Annotated in this window: 15 protein-coding genes and 1 riboswitch; of the genes, 8 read left to right on the forward strand and 7 right to left on the reverse strand. The window is 71.4% G+C overall.

Going from position 1 to position 19,367, the window contains the following annotated elements:
- Positions 1 to 157: 157 nt before the first annotated feature.
- Positions 158 to 1,288: an AAA family ATPase gene (locus ABZ078_RS18555; protein ID WP_356576499.1), complete on the reverse strand. Its 1,131-nt coding sequence runs from the start codon at positions 1,286 to 1,288 to the stop codon at positions 158 to 160.
- A gap of 157 nt (positions 1,289 to 1,445) precedes the next feature.
- Between ABZ078_RS18555 and ABZ078_RS18560 the strand changes: the two genes are divergently transcribed.
- Together ABZ078_RS18560 and ABZ078_RS18565 are read left to right on the forward strand one after the other, a co-directional pair.
- Entirely contained in the window at positions 1,446 to 2,801 is a 1,356-nt protein-coding gene (locus tag ABZ078_RS18560; RefSeq protein WP_356576501.1) for an SWIM zinc finger family protein, read from the forward strand.
- Positions 2,802 to 2,978: 177 nt separating this feature from the next.
- Complete coding sequence (locus ABZ078_RS18565; protein WP_356576503.1) at positions 2,979 to 4,616, forward strand: DUF5691 domain-containing protein; 1,638 nt, start codon at positions 2,979 to 2,981, stop codon at positions 4,614 to 4,616.
- Between the two features lie 109 nt (positions 4,617 to 4,725).
- On the opposite strand, the gene ABZ078_RS18570 is transcribed toward ABZ078_RS18565, so the two are convergent.
- Positions 4,726 to 5,148, reverse strand: a complete 423-nt coding sequence (locus ABZ078_RS18570; protein ID WP_356576505.1) for a cobalamin B12-binding domain-containing protein — start codon at positions 5,146 to 5,148, stop codon at positions 4,726 to 4,728.
- Positions 5,149 to 5,797: 649 nt separating this feature from the next.
- On the opposite strand from ABZ078_RS18570, the gene ABZ078_RS18575 reads away from it, so the two are divergent.
- Together ABZ078_RS18575 and ABZ078_RS18580 are read left to right on the forward strand one after the other, a co-directional pair.
- Positions 5,798 to 6,658: an alpha/beta fold hydrolase gene (locus ABZ078_RS18575; RefSeq protein ID WP_356576506.1), complete on the forward strand. Its 861-nt coding sequence runs from the start codon at positions 5,798 to 5,800 to the stop codon at positions 6,656 to 6,658.
- 282 nt (positions 6,659 to 6,940) lie between these two features.
- Positions 6,941 to 8,416, forward strand: coding sequence for a M23 family metallopeptidase (locus ABZ078_RS18580; RefSeq protein WP_356576625.1), 1,476 nt, complete (start codon positions 6,941 to 6,943; stop codon positions 8,414 to 8,416).
- 118 nt (positions 8,417 to 8,534) lie between these two features.
- On the opposite strand, the gene pcrA is transcribed toward ABZ078_RS18580, so the two are convergent.
- Positions 8,535 to 11,018 (reverse strand): DNA helicase PcrA, encoded by a 2,484-nt coding sequence (gene pcrA, locus ABZ078_RS18585; RefSeq protein WP_356576508.1) that lies wholly within the window; start codon positions 11,016 to 11,018, stop codon positions 8,535 to 8,537.
- Between the two features lie 492 nt (positions 11,019 to 11,510).
- Positions 11,511 to 11,664: riboswitch (cyclic di-AMP (ydaO/yuaA leader) on the forward strand.
- A gap of 7 nt (positions 11,665 to 11,671) precedes the next feature.
- Between pcrA and ABZ078_RS18590 the strand changes: the two genes are divergently transcribed.
- Positions 11,672 to 12,838, forward strand: coding sequence for an NlpC/P60 family protein (locus tag ABZ078_RS18590; RefSeq protein ID WP_356576510.1), 1,167 nt, complete (start codon positions 11,672 to 11,674; stop codon positions 12,836 to 12,838).
- Positions 12,839 to 12,922: 84 nt separating this feature from the next.
- Here ABZ078_RS18590 and ABZ078_RS18595 read toward each other — a convergent pair whose 3' ends face one another.
- Positions 12,923 to 13,276, reverse strand: a complete 354-nt coding sequence (locus ABZ078_RS18595) for a hypothetical protein (protein ID WP_356576512.1) — start codon at positions 13,274 to 13,276, stop codon at positions 12,923 to 12,925.
- A 544-nt stretch (positions 13,277 to 13,820) separates the two neighbouring features.
- Between ABZ078_RS18595 and ABZ078_RS18600 the strand changes: the two genes are divergently transcribed.
- A complete protein-coding gene (locus ABZ078_RS18600; protein WP_356576514.1) occupies positions 13,821 to 14,888 on the forward strand; it encodes an NlpC/P60 family protein in 1,068 nt (355 codons plus the stop codon).
- Between the two features lie 40 nt (positions 14,889 to 14,928).
- Here the strand turns inward: ABZ078_RS18600 and ABZ078_RS18605 are convergent, their stop codons facing one another.
- Complete coding sequence (locus ABZ078_RS18605; RefSeq protein WP_356576516.1) at positions 14,929 to 15,648, reverse strand: response regulator transcription factor; 720 nt, start codon at positions 15,646 to 15,648, stop codon at positions 14,929 to 14,931.
- Positions 15,645 to 16,970: a PspC domain-containing protein gene (locus tag ABZ078_RS18610; RefSeq protein ID WP_356576518.1), complete on the reverse strand. Its 1,326-nt coding sequence runs from the start codon at positions 16,968 to 16,970 to the stop codon at positions 15,645 to 15,647. Before ABZ078_RS18610 ends, ABZ078_RS18605 begins: the two co-directional genes overlap by 4 nt.
- A 142-nt stretch (positions 16,971 to 17,112) precedes the next feature.
- Between ABZ078_RS18610 and ABZ078_RS18615 the strand changes: the two genes are divergently transcribed.
- Both ABZ078_RS18615 and ABZ078_RS18620 read left to right on the forward strand, forming a co-directional pair.
- The gene (locus ABZ078_RS18615; RefSeq protein ID WP_356576520.1) at positions 17,113 to 18,546 is read left to right on the forward strand and encodes a PspC domain-containing protein; all 1,434 of its coding nucleotides are present in this window, start codon (positions 17,113 to 17,115) and stop codon (positions 18,544 to 18,546) included.
- Positions 18,533 to 18,784 (forward strand): hypothetical protein, encoded by a 252-nt coding sequence (locus ABZ078_RS18620; RefSeq protein WP_356576522.1) that lies wholly within the window; start codon positions 18,533 to 18,535, stop codon positions 18,782 to 18,784. The genes ABZ078_RS18615 and ABZ078_RS18620 overlap by 14 nt, the downstream gene beginning before the upstream one ends.
- A 51-nt stretch (positions 18,785 to 18,835) precedes the next feature.
- On the opposite strand, the gene ABZ078_RS18625 is transcribed toward ABZ078_RS18620, so the two are convergent.
- A complete protein-coding gene (locus ABZ078_RS18625) occupies positions 18,836 to 19,354 on the reverse strand; it encodes a DoxX family protein (RefSeq protein WP_356576524.1) in 519 nt (172 codons plus the stop codon).
- Positions 19,355 to 19,367: the final 13 nt, after the last annotated feature.

Consider the following 19,367-nt stretch of genomic DNA (forward strand, 5'->3'; position numbering starts at 1 on the left):
AGGACGGCTGCTGACCCCCCTCACGGGCCGCCCACCCGCCTTGGATCCACCCGGCACGAGGACACCGCCTCCATGGGCCGCTCGGCCACAGACCCACCCGGCTTGGATCCACCCGTCTTGGACCCGCCGCCCGGACGGCCCCACCCCAGGTCGTCGTTCACGCGCTCACCTCCCGGCACGCCCGGTAGAAGTCCGTCCACCCGTCCCGCTCACGCACGACGGCCTCCAGGTACTCCTTCCAGATGACCCGGTCGGCCGCCGGGTCGCGGACGACGGCGCCGAGGATGCCCGCGGCGACGTCGCCGGACCGCAGCACGCCGTCACCGAAGTGGGCGGCCAGCGCGAGGCCGTTGGTGACGACGGAGATCGCCTCCGCCGTCGAGAGCGTGCCGCTCGGCGACTTCACCTTCGTGCGGCCGTCCGAGGTGACCCCGTCGCGCAGCTCGCGGAACACGGTCACGACGCGGCGGATCTCGTCGACGCCGTCGGGCGCGGCCGGCAGGTCGAGGGAACGGCCGATCTGGTCGACGCGGCGCGAGACGATGTCCACCTCGGCCTCGACGCTCTCCGGCAGCGGCAGCACGACCGTGTTGAAGCGGCGGCGCAGAGCGCTGGAGAGGTCGTTGACGCCACGGTCGCGGTCGTTGGCCGTGGCGATGAGGTTGAACCCGCGGACCGCCTGCACCTCCTGCCCCAGCTCGGGTATGGGCAGCGTCTTCTCCGACAGGATCGTGATCAGCGTGTCCTGCACGTCGGCCGGGATACGGGTCAGCTCCTCGACGCGCGCCGTCATCCCCTCCGCCATGGCCCGCATGACGGGGCTCGGCACCAGGGCGTCACGGCTGGGCCCGTGCGCGAGAAGCTGCGCGTAGTTCCAGCCGTACCGGATCGCCTCCTCCGGTGTGCCCGCCGTGCCCTGCACCAGCAGCGTCGAGTCGCCGCTGACGGCCGCCGCCAGATGCTCGGAGACCCATGTCTTCGCGGTGCCGGGCACGCCCAGCAGGAGCAGGGCGCGGTCGGTGGCGAGCGTGGTGACGGCGACCTCGACGATGCGGCGCGGGCCCACGTACTTCGGTGTGATCACCGTGCCGTCCGGCAGCATGCCGCCGAGCAGATACGTGGCCACGGCCCACGGCGACAGCTTCCAGCGGGCCGGGCGCGGACGGTCGTCCTGTGCCGCCAACGCGGCGAGTTCATCGGCGAAGGCATTCTCGGCGTGCGGTCGCAACGCCTCGGCCGCCTCCGTCCTCCCCGCGTCGACGGGCGTCGGCTCAACGGACACAGACATGGCGAAGTCCCCCTCCAGCTCGGCCGGTTCGAATCTGGTATCCACCGTGCACCACGCCACTGACAATGCGTTCCGACCTGCGCAAACGCGTTCGCGATCCCGCTGACGAGTCCTCGGCCCGGGCCGATTGTCAGTGGGGGGATCTACCTTCGATGGCATGACTCAGCAGGGGGTGCGCTGGACCGCGGACCAGGTGCTGGCACTGGCGCCTGACTCCGCGTCACGCAAAGCGGGAAGCAAACTCGGTGCGGCGGGACCGTGGTCCGAGGCGGGTAGCTCCGACGAGGGGACGGTGTGGGGGCTGTGCAAGGGCAGTGGCAGCAAGCCGTATCAGACGGTCATCGACATCGCGGACGCGTCCGGGCCCGCGTACAAGTGCAGTTGCCCGAGCCGGAAGTTCCCGTGCAAACACGCGCTCGGGCTGCTGCTGCTCTGGGCGGGCGGGGAAGGCGCGGTGCCGCCCGGGTCGCCTCCGGACTGGGCGGCGCAGTGGATAGAGGGGAGAAGGCAGCGGGCGGAGGAGAAGCGGACGACGGGCGCGTCCGGTTCCTCGTCCGCCTCCGGTGACCCGGAGGCGGCACGGCGCAGGGCGGAGCGCCGGGCCGTACGGGTCACCGCGGGCGCGACGGAGCTGGAGCAGCGCTTGGCGGACCTGCTGCGCGGCGGCCTGGCCGGCGCGGAACAGGCGGGGTACGGACTGTGGGAGGAGACGGCGGCCCGCATGGTCGACGCGCAGGCTCCCGGTCTGGCGGCTCGGGTGCGGGAGTTGGGGGCCGTCCCGGCGTCCGGCCCCGGCTGGCCGGTGCGGCTGCTGGAGGAGTGCGCCCTCCTCCACCTCCTCGACCAGGGCTGGCTGCGTCGCGAGCGCCTGCCCGACGACCTGGCGGACACGGTCCGCTCCCGCATGGGGCTGCCCTCATCGGCGGACGGCCCGCCGCTGCGGGACCGCTGGCTGGTCCTCGCCCAGTACGACACGGCGGACACGAAACTGACCACGCGCCGGATATGGCTGTACGGCGCCGACTCGGGCCGCACCGCGCTGCTCCTCTCCTACGGTGCCGCCGGCCGAGCCCCGGAGCTGGCGCTGCCGGTGGGGCTGGCCCTGGAGGCCGAGGTGTCGGCGTACCCGGGCGCCGGACAGGTGCGGGCGGCTCTGGGCGAGCAGTTCGCGCCGCCCGCGCCCGCGGCGATACGGCCACCGGGTGTGACGACGGCCGAGGCGACCGCCCGGTACGGCGAGGCACTTCGCGCCGACCCTTGGCTGGACTCCGTCCCGGTGACGTTGGACCGGGTCGTACCGACCCCGGACGGCGACTCCTGGCAGTTGGCGGACGCCGACACGGACACGGCTCTGCCGCTCACCCCGGCCGCCCGTGCCCGTCCGGGCCTGTGGCGCCTGGTCGCGCTGTCGGGCGGCACGCCGATCAAGGTGTTCGGCGAGTGCGGCCACCGTGGCTTCACCCCGTTGACAGCCTGGCCGGACGGGGCGGGAGAGGCGGTGCAGCTGTGCTGAACGGCACGTGTCGCGGCACCCGCCGCCCTGGTGGGCGCCCTCCATCCCACGCCGGGCACCGGACCCGCCCTGGCGGACACCCACCCTGGACCTCCCTCGACCGCTCCACGGCGCCCCACTCGAAGGCAGACCCCACCCGAAGGCAGGCCCCGCCCGAAGGCAGAGAGGAATGACCCCATGAACAGTCCCTCCGTTCCCGTGGCTTCGCCGGCCCTCGGCGCCTGGGAGGAACTCGTCACGGCGGCGCTGCTAGGGACGGATCGCCGTACGCCCCCGGGCTGCGTGCCGGGCCGGGAGACGCCGGTGGCGTTGCTGGACGCGGCGGCCGCGGAGACCCTACGGCGGCGGGCCGGGCTGCGCCCGGCGCGAGCGGCGCAGCGGCCGCAGCCGGCGCCCGAGGACCCGCGACCGACGCTGCCCCCGGCGGCGGCCCGCAGGCTGGCGATGCTGCTGGCCGACCGTCCCGGCGCGGCCGGCGGCGGACGCAGAGGCACGGCGCCCGACCTCATGGAGCTGCTGCCCCAGTGGCTCGCGACGGCGAACGACCGCGGTTTCGCGCCGCCCCCGCAGGCGCTGCCCGCGCTGCTGGACGCGGCACGGGGGCGTACGGATCTGCGGCCGGCGGCACTGAGGTTCGCGGGCCCCCGGGCGGTGTGGCTGGCCCGGCTGAACCCGGACTGGCGCTTCGCCCTGCGTGCGACCCCGGGCGGAGGCGCGGCGCTGCCGCACCTCGCTGACTCGGCCGAGGTGCAACAGCTCTGGCGGGAAGGGCTGTTCGCCGAACGGGTCGCCCTGCTCTCCGCGATACGCGCACATGAGCCCGCAGCCGCGCGCGAACTGCTGGCCACGACCTGGGCGACGGAGCGGGCCGAGGACCGGCTGATGTTCCTGGACTCGCTGCGGACCGGGCTCGGCCCGCAGGACGAGCCGTTCCTGGAGCAGGCGCTGGCCGACCGGAGCCGTAATGTGCGGGCGACGGCGGCGGAGCTGCTCTCCGCGCTGCCGGGCTCTGCGCTCGCCGCACGGATGGCGGTGCGCGCCGGGGCGTGCGTGGCGCTGGACCACACGCGCAACACGCCGACGATCAGTGTCGAGGCACCGCACGAGTGCGACGCGGGCATGGAGCGCGACGGAGTCGTGCCCAAGGCTCCGGCGGGGCGGGGTGAACGGTCGTGGTGGTTCGGCCAGTTGGTGGAGGCGGCGCCGCTCGGGGCGTGGCCGGGGCGGCTCGGCGGGCGTACACCTCAGGAGATCGTGGCGCTGTCGGTGGCGGACGACTGGCAGGGCGAGCTGCACGCGGCGTGGTGCCGGGCGGCGGTACGGCAGCGGGACGCCGACTGGGCGAGGGCGCTCCTCGGGTCACCGGCCGCCCCGGAGGCCGGGGGTCCGGGTGCGGTGTCCCTGGCCGAGCGCGCGAAGCTCCTCGGCACGTTGGGCTCCGCCGAGCGTGCCGAGTGGGTCGCCGGGTTCATCGCGACGCACGGTCTGTCGGAGGCGTTTCAACTGCTCGGCGTGTGTGCGGTTCCGTGGGCGCCGCCGCTCGGGCGGGCGGTCGTGGACGCGCTCAACATCGCGAGGGACGCGGGGAGTTATCCATGGAGTTTCAGCGGCGTGATGGGTTTGGCCGAGCGCTGCCTCGACCCGGCCGAGGCAAGCCGCCTCGACGGCCTGCTGGCCGTACCGGACGAGCCGGAGGACGCGTCGCCGGGAGCCGGTGGGTACTGGGCGGAGGCGTTCCAGCGGCTGGTCACGACGCTGCGGTTGCGGGCGGCCATGCTCGCGGAGCTGGACTCGCCGAGCCGGTCCGGTGTGTGAGGACAAGGCCGGTTCAGGGTCGATGCGGGGGTATGGAGGCGGCACCTCAAAGGGCGGCCACCCCCACTCACCCGCGGAGAAAGACCCGCTCACCCGCAGCGAAGCCGGCTCAGCCGCCCGACGCAGCCGGCTGACGCACGTTCGCCCGCACCCAGTCCACGATCGCCTGCGTCGTCGCCCCGGGCGTGAAGATCTCCGCGACGCCCTTCTCCTTCAGCGGCGGAATATCCGCTTCGGGAATGATTCCGCCACCGAAGACCAGGATGTCCTCCGCGTCGCGCTCCTTGAGGAGGTCGATCACGGCGGCGAAGAGGGTGTTGTGGGCGCCGGAGAGGATGGAGAGGCCGATGGCGTCGGCGTCCTCCTGGATGGCGGTGTCGACGATCTGCTCGGGCGTCTGGTGAAGCCCGGTGTAGATGACCTCCATGCCGGCATCGCGCAGCGCCCGCGCGATGACCTTGGCTCCCCGATCGTGGCCGTCGAGCCCCGGCTTGGCCACCACCACGCGGATCGGACCGGCTGCCACACCCATCACTGCCTCCATGAAGCGACTACATCCATCCGTACCGACAAGTACCGCTCATATACGAGTTATGCCGCACTCGGCGCGCATGCCACACATGATGCGCGTGTCGCACTTTTCCGCCGCTCACGCGCCGGACGCGCCCTCCCCGGCACGGACTCCCCGGGCCACGCCGCCGGGGAAGTGAACGAACGTTATCTCCAGCATCCCGCAACCGGCAGTTTCGCGGTGCAGACCGAGGGGGAAATCACACGGTGGGACACGTTCGCCGCGCACCGTTCCACATCTTTGCGGCACATGGGCCGCAGCAGTCTGCGGCACACGCGTCGCAGCGGAACCACGCGCAACGGGAGCCGCAACGAGGTCGCCGCACCACGCGCCGCACATCGCGCGACGTGGCGGTGGGGCGCATCGACGGTGGTACGCAGGGCACGTAGGGCAGGTAAGGCACGACAGCGGGGAGCCTCGTCGCCGACACCGGCAGGGAGCCTCGTCAGGCGATCGATCGGCGCACCACGGCCCCCAGGGCCGGCCCGCGTCACGCGCCTCGCTTGCCCCAGGCGCCCTCCGCACGCCTCGCCGACCACCTCCGCAGCGACTGCCACGAGGGCACACGGGGGCCGGAGTCGTCCTCCTGCGTGCCGCAAGGAGGTCGGCCATGAAGGTCACCGGGGCAGCACTCTCCTTTCTTCCGCTCTGTCGGCGCCTGCTCCCGAGCAGACTGGCCGGCCTCTCCGTGGCCCTGCTGAAGGCGACCGCCCTGGAGATCGCGATCCTCGCCGGACATCTGCTCCTGTATCCCTCCGGCATCGCGCAGGAACGCCGGTCCACCCCGGCACTCCCCCCACCGGACACCGCCCACCTGCCGACGGAGAGCAAGCCCCCCGTCGTCCTGCTGCACGGCTTCATAGACAACCGCTCGGTCTTCGTCCTGCTGCGCCGCAACCTCGCCCAGCACGGCAGGCACCAGGTCGAGTCGCTCAACTACTCACCGCTGACCTGCGACATCCGCGCCGCCGCCGAGTTGCTCGGCCGCCACATAGAGGAGATCTGCGAGCGCACCGGCAGCCGCCAGGTGGACATGGTCGGGCACAGCCTCGGCGGGCTGATAGCGCGCTATTACGTGCAGTGCCTCGGCGGCGACCTCCGGGTCCGTACGCTCGTCACACTCGGCACACCGCACTCCGGCACCCGGGTCGTCCCGCTGGCCAACGCGCACCCGATCGTGCGTCAGATGCGCCCCGGCTCACCGATCCTCACGGAACTGGCAGGTCCGGCTCCCGGTTGCCGTACGCACTTCGTCGGCTTCTGGAGCGACCTCGACCACCTGATGGACCCGCTGGAGACGGCCTGTATCGACCACCCGGACCTGCTGGCGCGGAACGTCCGCGTGAGCGGCGTCGGCCACCTCGCCCTGCCGGTGCACCCCGCCGTGGCGACCGGGATACGGCAGGCTCTCGACACCGCGGAGACGGGAGCCGAAGCAGCCGCGCAGGCCGACGGCCTGACAGTGGCGTGACAAGCCCGTGCCGCCGGCCGCCGACGGCACGTCTCCACAGCTGACACACACTCGCCGCACAGCCGGGACAGCCCAGAGACGTCGAACAATCTTCGAACACAAGGCCAAACTCGCGCCCACAGTCCGCCAAAACACGGCCGAATGCCCGTTTCCTGCGCGCGCGAAACCTGCCGAAGATTGTCGTGCCCGCATACCGCCGGGTACAGTCGCCGCACTGCTCTGGCAGCCCCTGTTGTCGAGGCGAGAGAGAAGTTGGTGAACGATCGTCACCCGTCGGGGACCATGACCTCCCCGGCTCCGGCTTCCGATGCCGCCTCGGCGCACTACGCGTCGTACGGCGCCCAGGAGGCCCACTACGGTGACGCCACCACGTACGCCGCCTACGACGCCACCGCATTCGACGCCGCCGGCCACACCACCACGACGTTCGACGCCGACCCCCTGTTCGGCAGCCTCCCGGGCGAGAACACGGGCGCGTACGACGCCACGCAGTGGTCCACGGGCAGCCAGCAGACCCTGAACTACGACGCCTACGCGGCCCAGCACCACGCCGCCTACGACACCGGCGCGTACGACACCACGGCGTGGACGACCGGCCAGCAGCAGTTGTCGTTCGTCCCGCAGCAGGCCACCGGTCACGACGCCTCCGGCCAGTGGGACGCGAGTGCCTGGGTCCAGCCCGACCAGTCCGGCACCCCGGCCGACCAGACCCAGCACTGGGAATGGGGCACGCAGACCTTCGAGACCGGGGCCTACGACGCCACGCAGTGGAACTCCGACGGCGGCACCGACAGCACCGCGCAGCCGACCGACGAGTACGAGCAGTCAGCAGAATCCTTCGACCAGCAGGCGACCGCTCACTTCGAGCAGATCGAGCAGGCCGTCCCCACCGGCTACGACGACCCCGCGCGGGACGACGCCGAGCTGACCGCCACCGGCCAACTCCCGGACGTGGCCCCGCTCCTCGACGACCAGGAGGAGTCCACCCCGGCCCCCTCCGGTCGCGCCGCCTCCCGCAGTGGGGCGCGCTCCCGTCGCCGTACGCCCCCCAAGCGCTCCGCGATGCTCACGATCGCCGTGCCCTCGGCGTGTGTGATGGGCGTCGCGGGCATCGCGGCCGCCTCGGTCGGCACCCTGACCGACGACCAGGACACGGTGACGACCGCTTCGGACGGCGAGGCCGTGAAGCCGTCCACCGCGAACAACAAGCTGGACGCCCAGCTTGAGATCCTCGCCGCCGGCGCCGACGACTTCGGCGACCGGGTCAGCCGTACGCAGGAGCGGATCGACCTCAAGGCCCAGCAGGAGGCCGAGAAGCGGAAGGCCGCCGAGGAGGCGGCCCGCAAGGAGCGGCTGCGCCCGAAGTTCGCCCTTCCGGTCGCGCAGCACGGGCTCAGCGCCTACTACGGCCAGTCCGGCATCAACTGGATGTCCCTGCACACCGGTATCGACTTCCCCGTCTCCTACGGCACGACCGTCATGGCCGCGACCGACGGCACCGTCCGCACGCAGTGGAACAGCGCCTACGGCAACATGATGATCGTGACCGCGAAGGACGGCACGGAGACGTGGTACTGCCACCTCTCCAGCTATCGCGTCGCCTCCGGTACGACGGTGAAGGCCGGCGACCCCATCGCGTACTCCGGCAATTCCGGCAACTCCACCGGCCCGCACCTGCACTTCGAGGTCCGGCCGGGAGGCGGCTCGGCCATAGACCCACTGTCCTGGCTGCGCAGCCACGGGGTCGACCCGACGTAGGAATGCCCGGCCTGCCCGACCTGGGCGACCTGGGCGACGCCACGCCTTCCCTGTGTGCCCCCGATTTTCAGCGTTCCCACTGTGCCCCCGCCTTTCCGCGGAGGCACAGGTGTCCGCGCTACAGCTTCTCCACCGGCGCGTACCGCAGCAGCAGCCGCTTCGGCTTGGCGTCCCCGAAGTCGACCGTCGCCTCGGCGTTCGCGCCCGTGCCCTTGACGGCCATCACGGTGCCGAGGCCGAACTGGTCGTGAGTGACCCGGTCGCCGACCGCCAGCTGGACCACCGGCTTCTCGGAGGTCCGCCGCGTGGCGAAGCCCGACGCGCCCGACGCCGAGGAGCGCGAGCGGGACGATGACAGCGAGGCCGCCACGCCGGCCGCGGGACCGGAGGACACCGGTGCGCTCGCCCCCGTCCGCTTCCAGTCCACATGCGTCGCCGGGATCTCCTCCAGGAAGCGGGAGGGCGGGTTGTACGACGGCTGCCCCCACGCGCTGCGCAGCGTCGAGCGCGTCAGATACAGCCGCTCACGCGCGCGCGTGATGCCGACGTAGGCAAGGCGCCGCTCCTCCTCCAGCTCCTTGGCCTGACCGAGGGCGCGCATGTGCGGGAAGACGCCGTCCTCCATGCCGGTGAGGAAGACGACCGGGAACTCCAGGCCCTTGGCGGTGTGCAGGGTCATCAGGGTGATGACGCCGGAGCCGTCCTCGTCCTCGTCGGGGATCTGGTCGGAGTCGGCGACCAGGGCGACCTGCTCCAGGAAGTCGGCCAGCGTACCGGCCTCGCCCTCGCCGCGCTCCTGCTCGAACTCCAGGGCGACGGCGGCGAGTTCCTGAAGGTTCTCGATACGGGTCTCGTCCTGCGGATCAGTGGACGCCTGCAACTCGGCGAGGTACCCGGTGCGTTCGAGGATCGCCTCCAGTACGGTCGCCGGTCCCGCGCCGGACTCGACGATCGTACGGAGCTCCTCCATCAGCGTGTTGAACCGCTTGACGGCGTTGGTCGACCGCGCGGCCATGCCGTACGCCTCGTCGACGCGCCGCAGCGCCTGCGGGAAGCTGATCTTCTCCCGCTGGGCGAGGGCGTCGATCATCGCCTCGGCGCGCTCGCCGATGCCCCGCTTGGGCACGTTCAGAATCCGCCGCAGTGGCACGGAGTCCTCGGGGTTGGCAAGGACCCGCAGGTAGGCCAGGACGTCCCGGACCTCCTTGCGCTCGTAGAAGCGGACACCGCCGACGACCTTGTACGGCAGGCCGACGCGGATGAAGACCTCTTCGAAGACACGGGACTGGGCGTTCGTCCGGTAGAAGACGGCGACATCGCCGGCCTTCGCCTCGCCCGCGTCCGTCAGTCGGTCTATCTCGTCGGCGACGAACTGCGCCTCGTCGTGCTCGGTGTCCGCGACATAGCCGGTGATGCGCGCGCCCGCGCCCGCGTTGGTCCACAGGTTCTTGGGGCGGCGGGACTCGTTGCGCTCGATGACCGCGTTGGCGGCGCTGAGGATCGTCTGCGTCGACCGGTAGTTCTGCTCCAGCAGGATCGTCGTGGCGTCCGGGTAGTCCTCCTCGAACTGGAGGATGTTGCGGATCGTCGCGCCGCGGAAGGCGTAGATCGACTGGTCGGCGTCACCGACCACGCACAGCTCGGCGGGCTCGATGTCGTACTCGCTGGGCGGCACGTCGACGGGGTGCTCGCGGGTGCCGACGAGCTCGCGGACCAGGGCGTACTGGGCGTGGTTGGTGTCCTGGTACTCGTCCACGAGGACGTGCCGGAAGCGACGGCGGTAGTGCTCGGCGACGTCCGGGAAGGCGCGCAGCAGATTGACCGTCGTCATGATCAGGTCGTCGAAGTCGAGGGCGTTCGCCTCGCGCAGCCGCGACTGGTACATCGCGTAGGCCTGGGCGAGGGTCTTCTCGAAGCCGTCGGTCGCCTGCGCGGCGAAGTCCTCCTCGTCGATCAGCTCGTTCTTGAGGTTGCTGATCTTGGCGCTGAAGGACTTGGGCGGGAACCGCTTGGGGTCGAGATCGAGATCCCGGCAGACGAGCGCCATCAGCCGCTTGCTGTCGGCGGCGTCGTAGATCGAGAAAGATGACGTGAACCCGAGCTTCTTGCTCTCTCTGCGCAGGATGCGCACGCACGCGCTGTGGAAGGTCATCACCCACATCGCGTTCGCGCGCGGCCCGACGAGCTGCTCGACGCGCTCCTTCATCTCGCCCGCGGCCTTGTTGGTGAAGGTGATCGCGAGGATCTGCCCCGGATGCACGTTCCGCTCGGCCAGCAGGTGGGCGATGCGGTGGGTGAGCACGCGTGTCTTGCCGGAGCCGGCGCCGGCCACGATGAGCAGCGGGGTGCCGGAGTGGACGACGGCGGCACGCTGGTTGTCGTTCAGCCCCTCCAGCAGCGCGGCCGCGTCGAGCGCAGGGCGCGGGGCGCCGTCGCGGTAGTAGGCGTCCCGGTCCGGCGGCACGTCGAACTTCCCGCCGAACAGATCGTCCGGAACCGGCTCCGGAGCGTGATCGTCCTCGGGCGGCGGCGGGGGTTCCTCCTCGTGGGCCCGTGGGGCCTGGAGGTCCGCCAGGAAGCTGTCGTCAAAGAGGCTGCTCATCGCTCTCCGAGTCTAGGGCGCCCCACTGACAGCCCGCCGCCGCCCCGAGAACATCGCCCGATTCGACACCCGGAACCCGCCGAACCTGCCACCCCAACCCGCCCTCACCTTCCGGAACCACCCGCCCACAATCCGTGACCGCCCCCCGCCCCCCACCCCGGCCGGCGGCGCCGCTCCACGCATCACTGGCCACCCCGAGCGCAGGTCACCCCAAGCCCACGAGTGACGATCACACGATCGAGCTACCCCGCCCACGAGACGACCGAAAGCCGCCACCGGGGGACGACATGCACCAGCACCCCTCATATCCACACAAGTGGCGACACACCCCGCCCGATCGACCACGGTCGGCGACCACCTGACCCGAGGTCACGAAAATGTATCGGGCATATCGAACATCAACCTTCACAGGCGCCACACGAGTTGGCTACCGTGCCCGACAGGCCGTACGACCCCCTCCGGCGAACGTCGCCGATTCGCGCGGCCTCCGTCGAGTCCGGCACGCCGCCGCGCAGCCGGAGCCGGGGACCCACCCAACTTGGGGTGAATCGGCCCGATCCCGCTCGGGACAGGCCGTAGGGCAACCCTTCCGAACCACCCGCCCGAACCCGACAGCTAACTCGGTAGGCGGAACGTGGAAGGAGTCGCCTCCCTTGGCGTCGCACCGCAAGTCGCGTCCCGCTGGTACGCGCGTAGCAGGCATACGGACCCCCGCCCTCGCCACGGCGGCCCTCACCTCCGTGGCGCTGCTCTCCCAGTCGGCCGACGCGAGCCCCTCGACGGACGACAAGCCGAGCCTCGAAGAGATCGAGAAGAAGGTCGACGACCTCTACCGCCAGGCGGAGTCGGCGACCGAGAAGTACAACGCGGCCAAGGAGAAGACCGCGAAGCAGCGCAAGCGCGTCGACACCCTCCTCGACGACGTCGCCAAGCGCACCCAGCGGCTCAACGAGGCGCGGGAGAAAATGGGCCGCAACGCCGCCGCCCAGTACCGCACGGGAGCCGCCGCCCCCGACACGGCGACCTTCCTGCTGGCGGACACCCCGCAGGACTACTTCGACCAGACCCAGCTCATGGACCGCCTGACCGGTCGTCAGAAGGAAACGGTCGACGAGTACTTCACCCAGCAGTCCGCGACGATGAAGAAGCGCCAGGAGGCCGGCCAGAGCCTCGAGACGCTCACCGAGTCGCAGAACGACCTGCGAACGGCCAAGGCCACCGTCCAGAAGAAGCTCTCCGACGCCCGCGACCTGCTCTCGAAGCTGACGGCGCGGGAGAAGGAACGCCTCGCCGCGATCGAGAAGCGCAAGCAGGAGGAGGCGGCACGCAAGGCGGCGGAGCTGGCGCGGCAACAGGCGGAGGCCGAGCGTCAGCGCCAGGAGGCCGCCCAGCGGCAGGAGAGCGGCGGGTCGTCGTCCGAATCGAGCGCCTCGGACTCGTCCGTGCCGGACTCCTCGTACGCCACCAAGGCCGAGAAGACCCTGGCCTTCGCCCGCGCCCAGATAGGCAAGCCGTACGTCTGGGGCGCCACCGGCCCCGACTCCTACGACTGCTCCGGCCTCACCCAGGCCGCCTGGAAGGCCGCCGGCGTGGACATCCCCCGCGTCACCTACGACCAGGTCGACGCCGGCACGACGGTCTCCCTCTCCAACGCCCAGCCCGGCGACCTGGTCTTCTTCTACGACGATGTCACCCACGTGGGCATCTACATCGGCAACGGCATGATGATCCACGCCCCGAAGCCCGGCGCCTACGTCCGCGAGGAGTCGGTCTACTACGACGGCGAGTCGTCGATCCACAGCGTGGTCCGCCCGGCCTGACACACGCACGCGCGCGTGCCGTCGTCATCGAGCACGCGCGCGTGAGGCGTCCACCGCCGGAGCGCGGTACGGCCTACGCCGAGGTCACGTCCACAGCACAGCGATGAAGACGTTCGCCATGGTCAGCAGCCCCACCAGTCCGAACAGGCTCTTGTCCGCCTTGTCCTCGTCCCGCTTCACATAGACGAGTCCGAGGATCACGATCAGCAGCGCCAGCTTCACGCCGATCTTGATGTTGTCGACGGACTGGTCGTCCGCCTGGTTGAGGCCGACGAGGATCACCCCGGTGACCAGCATGGTCAGCGCGCCGTGCAGCATCGCGGGGACGAACCGGGCGGTGCCCTGGCCCATCGCCTTCATCTGGGTGAGGAAACCACCGAGCAGCGCGGCGATGCCGATGATGTGCAGGCCGACGAAGAGATGGATGAGTACGTCCATGGAGCCGGAGCCTAATCAGCGCCGCGCGACCATCCGACACCGCCCCACTCCCCTCACTCACCGTCACCGCGCCACCTTCCTTCCCTCACCGCGACACTCAGTGATCTTGCATATATGCACCCCATAGCACCCCACCACTCCCACGGCTCCCGAAACCGCCACATCGGTCAGCACTCCGCGTGAACCCGCCGTCCTCGCCCAGGGATCACGGTCACTTACGGTCACCCCCGGTCCGCTCCCGGCACTTCCGCACAACGCGTCACCGACCCGTCACAGCAAGGTTTAGCGTCCTCCACCAGGTGACCGGCTCCCCACCGCCGCCCGGGCCAGGGGCGGCAGTCGGACACCACCGCCGAGAAAGGTCCGGCGGCGGCCCGCTCCCCCTGTGTGAGCCGCCGCCGGACGCGTGACCCGCCCCCGGGCGGTCGTACGTCCGCTCTCCCAGGCGCTCATACGCCCGCCGCTTCCCCCAGGGGCGTCATACGTCCGCTGCCCTGGCGGACGTACGGGACGAGGCGGTCGTACGAAAGGACGTGCAGTCCCCATGGCAGCGCACCGAAAACCCCGTCAACGCTCGGTCGGCGGCAACACGGCCCGCACGGCATGGACCATCGCCCTGGCGGGCGCGGCGACGGCGACGGGGTTCGACGGGACCGGACACGCCGAGCCGCGGCTGACACCGGCGCAGGTCAAGGCGAAGGTGGACAAGCTGTACCAGGAGGCGGAGGTCGCCACCGAGAAGTACAACGGCGCGAAGGAGCAGGCGGACGGGGCCGAGCGGCGGATCAGGACGCTGCAGGACGAGGCCGCCCGCAGGACGGCGAAGCTCAACTCGGCCCGGGACGCGCTGGGTTCGATGGCCGCGGCCCAGTACCGCGACGGCGGCTTGGACCCGGCCCTCCAGCTCGCGCTCTCCGACGACCCCGACCGCTACCTCGACGGGGCGGAGTTCGCCGAACGCGCCGGCAACCGGCAGGCGGCCTCCGTCGCGAGCGTCCGCAAGCAGCTACGGGAGATCGAGCAACTGCGTGGGGCGGCACGCGTCGAACTGTCCTCCCTCAAGTCCCGCCAGGCCGAACTGCGACGGCACAAGAACACGATCACCGGCAAGCTGGACGCGGCCCGGAACCTGCTCGCCCGACTGACCGCCGAGGAACGCGACCGCCTGCGCAGCAGCGGCGGCACGGACCGCGCCGCCCGCTCCTCCACCGGCGGTCGCGACGCCCTGACGCCCCCCGGTTCCGCCACGGCGCAGGCCCCCAACTCCCGCGCCGCGGCCGCTATTTCGTACGCCTACTCCAAGCTGGGGAGCCCCTATGTCTGGGGCGCGACCGGCCCGGACGCCTTCGACTGCTCCGGCCTCACCCAGGCCGCCTACCGCTCAGCGGGCCTCTCCCTGCCCCGAACGACCTACACCCAGATCGACGCCGGCCGCCGCGTCTCCCGCTCCGAACTGCTCCCGGGCGACCTGGTGTTCTTCTACTCCAGCATCAGCCACGTCGGCCTCTACATCGGCAACGGCCAGATGATCCACGCCCCGAACCCCTCGGCACCGGTCCGGGTCGCCCCGCTCGACGAGATGCCGTTCGCGGGGGCCACGCGGGTGGTGTGAGCGGGCCGGGCAGGGCCCTGGGGGGCCGTGGGGGCGGGGTTCAGACCAGGCGCCGTGCCGTCGCCCACCTGGTCAGCTCGTGCCGGTTGGACAGCTGGAGCTTTCTCAGGACCGCCGAGACATGGGACTCGACCGTCTTCACCGAGATGAAGAGTTGCTTGGCGATCTCCTTGTAGGCGTAGCCACGGGCGATCAACCGCAGCACCTCACGCTCGCGCTGGGTGAGGCGGTCGAGGTCCTCGTCGACCGGCGGAGCGTCGGTGGAGGCGAAGGCGTCCAGCACGAAGCCGGCGAGACGCGGCGAGAACACCGCGTCGCCGTCCTGGACACGGAAGACGGAGTCGACCAGGTCCGTGCCCGTGATCGTCTTCGTGACGTAGCCACGCGCGCCTCCCCGGATCACCCCGATCACATCCTCCGCCGCGTCCGAGACGGACAGCGCGAGGAAGCGGACGGGCCGCTCGGTGTCCGCCATCAACGCGGCGCACCGGCGCAGGACTTCGACCCCGCCGCCACCGGGCAGGTGCACGTCGAGGAGGACGACCTCGGGCCGGGTCGCGGTGATGACCGTGACCGCCTGGTCGACGTCCGCGGCCTCGCCGACGACCTCGACGCCGGTCTGCTCGGTCCGGCCGATCTCGGCCTGGACTCCCGTACGGAACATGCGGTGGTCGTCGACGAGGACCACGCGCACATGCCGCTCGGCCGCGCCCCCGTCGGTCGGCTCCACCGGCTCGTTCGCCTCGGTCGGCTCGCTCATGACGTCTTCTCCGCCCTCTCCATCTCCAGCTCGACCTCCGTGCCGCCACCGGGTACCGCCCGGAGCCGGGCCGTACCGCCGTTGCGCTCCATGCGGCCGATGATCGATTCTCTGACGCCCATGCGGTCGGCGGGTATCGAGTCGAGGTCGAAGCCCGGACCACGGTCCCGGACGGACACGAAGACGGTCTTCCCCTCCACCTCGGCGTAGACCTGCACGGCGCCGCCCTCGCCACCGTACTTGGCGGCGTTCACCATCGCCTCGCGCGCGGCCTGCATCTGTGCGCCGATCTTCTCGTCGAGCGGGCAGTCGCCGACGACCACGACCTCTATGGGGACGCCGTGCTTGTCCTCGATCTCGGCGGCGTTGCGCCGGACCGCGTCGGCGAGGTCGGCGGGCTCGTCGGCCTCGTCCTTGCCGGTGCCCTCGGGTTTGTAGAGCCAGGTGCGCAGGTCGCGCTCCTGGGCGCGGGCGAGACGGCGGACCTCGCCCGCGTTCTCCGCGTTGCGCTGGATCAGGGTCAGGGTGTGCAGCACCGAGTCATGGACGTGCGCGGCGACCTCGGCGCGCTCCTGGGCGCGGATGCGCATCAGGCGCTCCTCGGAGAGGTCCTGGGTCATCCGGACCAGGTACGGGCCCGCGAGAAGCGTTATGCCGACGAGGACCGCCAGGGCCGCCTGCAGGACGGAGCCGAGGTGGGCGGCGGAGCCCTGCAGGACGAAGATGCCGGAGACGCCGGCCGTGACCAGGACGACGCCGGCCGCGGCGCGCAGCAGGGTGAGGGTGCGCCGGTGCCGGCCGACCTCCATCCAGCGGGCCCGGCGGGCGTTGTCCGCCTGGCGCCAGACCAGGGCGACGCCCGCGCCGACGAGCACGGCGGGCAGGAGGTATGCCTTGGCGCCGTTGCCCAGGTCCACGCTGCCGACGAAGATCATCGCCACGACGACCATGAGGAGCAGCGCGACGATCTGCCCCTTGTCCGGTTTGCGGGCGACGAGTCTGCGGCGGCCGTCGGCCGCGGTCTCGGTGGCGAAGGGGGACGGCTTCTGCGCGTCGACACCGCCGACGCCGAGCGGCACGAAGAACCAGAACGCGGCATACAGCAGCGCGCCGAGGCCGTCCGCCATGAACAGGCCGACGAACACCAGCCGCACCCAGATGACGGGCAGGCCGAGATGTCCGGCGAGCCCCCGCGCCACGCCCCCGAGCCAGCGTCCGTCGCTGCTGCGGTAGAGCTTGCGCGGCGGCCGCGGTTCGACGAGTGGCGCTGCTGCGGCTTCCGGCATGCCATCGATGTTCACACGCCCGGCCGGCCGGGGCATCAGGGTCGGCCCCCGAGACTCCCCTGATCTTCGAAACCCGCCGCCTCGCACACTTCCCCCGCACCCGCCTCAGGGCGATATCAGGGTCCGACCAGGGTCGTTCCGACTCCCATCCCGCCGACCCGCCCGTCACCATGGACCCATGACTGATCACCAGCACGCCGCGGACTCCGTGCCCGAGCCGGACGCCGTGCCCCCCGCGGGCACCCGGCCCGACGCGGCGTCCGCGCGCGCCGCGGGTGAGGAACCGCGCGCACACGCGGGCGCGGAAACAGGAGCGCCCACGGAAGCGGGCGCCGTCGACCCGCCGCACAGGTTCCGGCGCGACCGGCGGCACAAGATGCTGGCCGGCGTGTGTGCCGGGCTCGGTCGGCAGTGCGACATGGACCCGGTGATCTTTCGGATCACCCTCGCCGTGCTCTCCGCGACCGGCGGCATCGGCCTCCTGTTCTACGGCTTCGCCTGGCTCTTCGTCCCGTACGACGACGAGGAGGAGAACGAGGTGCGCAAGCTGCTGACCGGCCGCGTGGACGGCCAGGCGCTGACGGCCGTGCTGTTCGCGCTGATCGGCTGCGGCGTGTTCCTGACCTTGCTGAGCAACGGCGGCGTGCTGGTCTTCGCCGTGGTTCTCTCCCTCCTCCTCGCGGGCGCCGGGTACTGGTCGCGGCACCGCAGCGCCCCCGATCCCGACCCGCTCGCCGCCCAGGCCGTCGCCGACGCCCCGCCGGAGGCCCAGGCACCGCCTGCCCCCTCCGCCTACCCCTCCTGGTGGCGTGACCCCATCGTCAAGGACGGCACTCACGAGGGCGGCACGGGCTATCTGTGGGGTCCTCGCGACTCCCGTGACCGCGACATCGCGGCGGCGGTCAACATCAGCCTCGGCACCACCTGGAACAGCCGCGAGGACATACGCGCCCGCCGTCCCCCTGGCCCGAAGCCACGCGGCCCGCGTTGGATCGGTGGCTGGGTGTTCCTCCTGGCTCTGCTGGCGGGCGCCCTCGGCACGAGCGCGACCTGGGAGGACCACGCCCTCGGCACCAGCCTGCAGACCGGACTGGCCTGCGCCCTGCTCGTGATCGGACTGGGCATAGCGGTGAGCGCGTTCCTGGGCCGCACAGGAGCGGGCTCCATCTTCCTGGCGATCATCACCGCGGGCCTCCTGGCCGCCTCGGCGGCACTGCCCGGGGACATCGGCACCCGCTGGGTCGAACGGAACTGGCGGCCGGCGGCCGTGGCGGACGTACGGCAGCATTACGACCTCGGCACGGGCGTCGGCACCTTGGACCTGAGCCGGGTGCGGTTCACCGAGGGCCGGACGGTGACCACACGGGCGGACGTGGGCATGGGCCGCCTGAAGGTGATCGTCCCGAAGGACGTGACCGTGAGACTCAGCATCGACGTGGGGGTGGGCGACATCCAGTTGCCGGGCGACGACAGACAGGACGTGGACGTGGCACCGGGCAAGCACAAGGAGCTGACCCTGACACCGACCACGGGCACCAAGGAGGCGGGCACGCTGGACCTCGATCTCAGCGTCGGCGTCGGACAGGCGGAGGTGAGCCGTGCTGCGTCATGAGTTCCAGCCCGGAAGGCTGGTGGCCGGCACCTTCCTGACCCTCACGGGCATCGTCTACGCCGGTGACGCGGGCGGTGCCTGGGAGGCGCCGTGGTTCGCGGTGATCCCGCTGGTCGTCGGCGGCCTGTTCCTGGCAGGCGCGGTGGGAGTCCTGACACACGGGATACGCAGACGCCGCGGCTCGCCCCGCACACCCGCCACGACACCTCCGGACGCCGACCCGGACGCCCCGCACTGACCAGTCGAGGCGCGGACTCGCGCCCGCCACCGGTAGCCCCACCGACCGGAGTTACCGGTGGCCTCCGGCCCGCTGCCGTCGCCGGGAGCGGAGTGCGGCGTCCACGGACAGCATCGGGGCGCCCGCGAGCACCAGAGGCAGCCAAGCCATCAAATAGGCCAGGTCATTGCCGTAGTAGTACGGATCGGAGGCCCAACTCACGGTCAACCACAGGCTGAGCGAGATGAGCGCACCACCGAGCGCCGCCAAACGGGCGAACAGCCCGATGAGCGTGCCGATACCGACGGCCAGCTCACCGATGGCAATGACGTTGCCGAAAGCGACGGGGTTCTTCAAAGCCATGTCGACCAGCGCCGGAATGGCCGCGGAGTCACGAACGGCACGCATCATGTCACCGATCGAGCCCGAACCGGCCTCCTTCATGAAGGCGCTGTCGGTGAGTTTGTCCAGGCCCGCGTAGATGAAGGTGACGCCGAGGAAGACGCGGAGCGGAAGGAGTGCGTAACGGGTGGCGTTGTCCCGCCAGCCTCGGCCGCCGCCGAGGGGCGGGATGTGCGTGTCCGTGTGCATACCGTGAGTCATC

The sequence above is a fragment of the Streptomyces sp. NPDC006385 genome (assembly GCF_040612485.1).
In the GTDB taxonomy this organism is placed as follows: domain Bacteria; phylum Actinomycetota; class Actinomycetes; order Streptomycetales; family Streptomycetaceae; genus Streptomyces.

Excerpts from the sequence above, each read along its gene's own strand:
- ABZ078_RS18555 (WP_356576499.1), bottom strand. The coding sequence starts at position 1,288 with ATGTCTGTGTCCGTTGAGCCGACGCCCGTCGACGCGGGGAGGACGGAG.
- ABZ078_RS18560 (WP_356576501.1), top strand. The coding sequence starts at position 1,446 with ATGACTCAGCAGGGGGTGCGCTGGACCGCGGACCAGGTGCTGGCACTG.
- ABZ078_RS18565 (WP_356576503.1), top strand. The coding sequence starts at position 2,979 with ATGAACAGTCCCTCCGTTCCCGTGGCTTCGCCGGCCCTCGGCGCCTGG.
- ABZ078_RS18570 (WP_356576505.1), bottom strand. The coding sequence starts at position 5,148 with ATGGGTGTGGCAGCCGGTCCGATCCGCGTGGTGGTGGCCAAGCCGGGG.
- ABZ078_RS18575 (WP_356576506.1), top strand. The coding sequence starts at position 5,798 with ATGAAGGTCACCGGGGCAGCACTCTCCTTTCTTCCGCTCTGTCGGCGC.
- ABZ078_RS18580 (WP_356576625.1), top strand. The coding sequence starts at position 6,941 with ATGACCTCCCCGGCTCCGGCTTCCGATGCCGCCTCGGCGCACTACGCG.
- pcrA (WP_356576508.1), bottom strand. The coding sequence starts at position 11,018 with ATGAGCAGCCTCTTTGACGACAGCTTCCTGGCGGACCTCCAGGCCCCA.
- ABZ078_RS18595 (WP_356576512.1), bottom strand. The coding sequence starts at position 13,276 with ATGGACGTACTCATCCATCTCTTCGTCGGCCTGCACATCATCGGCATC.
- ABZ078_RS18600 (WP_356576514.1), top strand. The coding sequence starts at position 13,821 with ATGGCAGCGCACCGAAAACCCCGTCAACGCTCGGTCGGCGGCAACACG.
- ABZ078_RS18605 (WP_356576516.1), bottom strand. The coding sequence starts at position 15,648 with ATGAGCGAGCCGACCGAGGCGAACGAGCCGGTGGAGCCGACCGACGGG.
- ABZ078_RS18610 (WP_356576518.1), bottom strand. The coding sequence starts at position 16,970 with ATGCCCCGGCCGGCCGGGCGTGTGAACATCGATGGCATGCCGGAAGCC.
- ABZ078_RS18615 (WP_356576520.1), top strand. The coding sequence starts at position 17,113 with ATGACTGATCACCAGCACGCCGCGGACTCCGTGCCCGAGCCGGACGCC.
- ABZ078_RS18625 (WP_356576524.1), bottom strand. The coding sequence starts at position 19,354 with ATGCACACGGACACGCACATCCCGCCCCTCGGCGGCGGCCGAGGCTGG.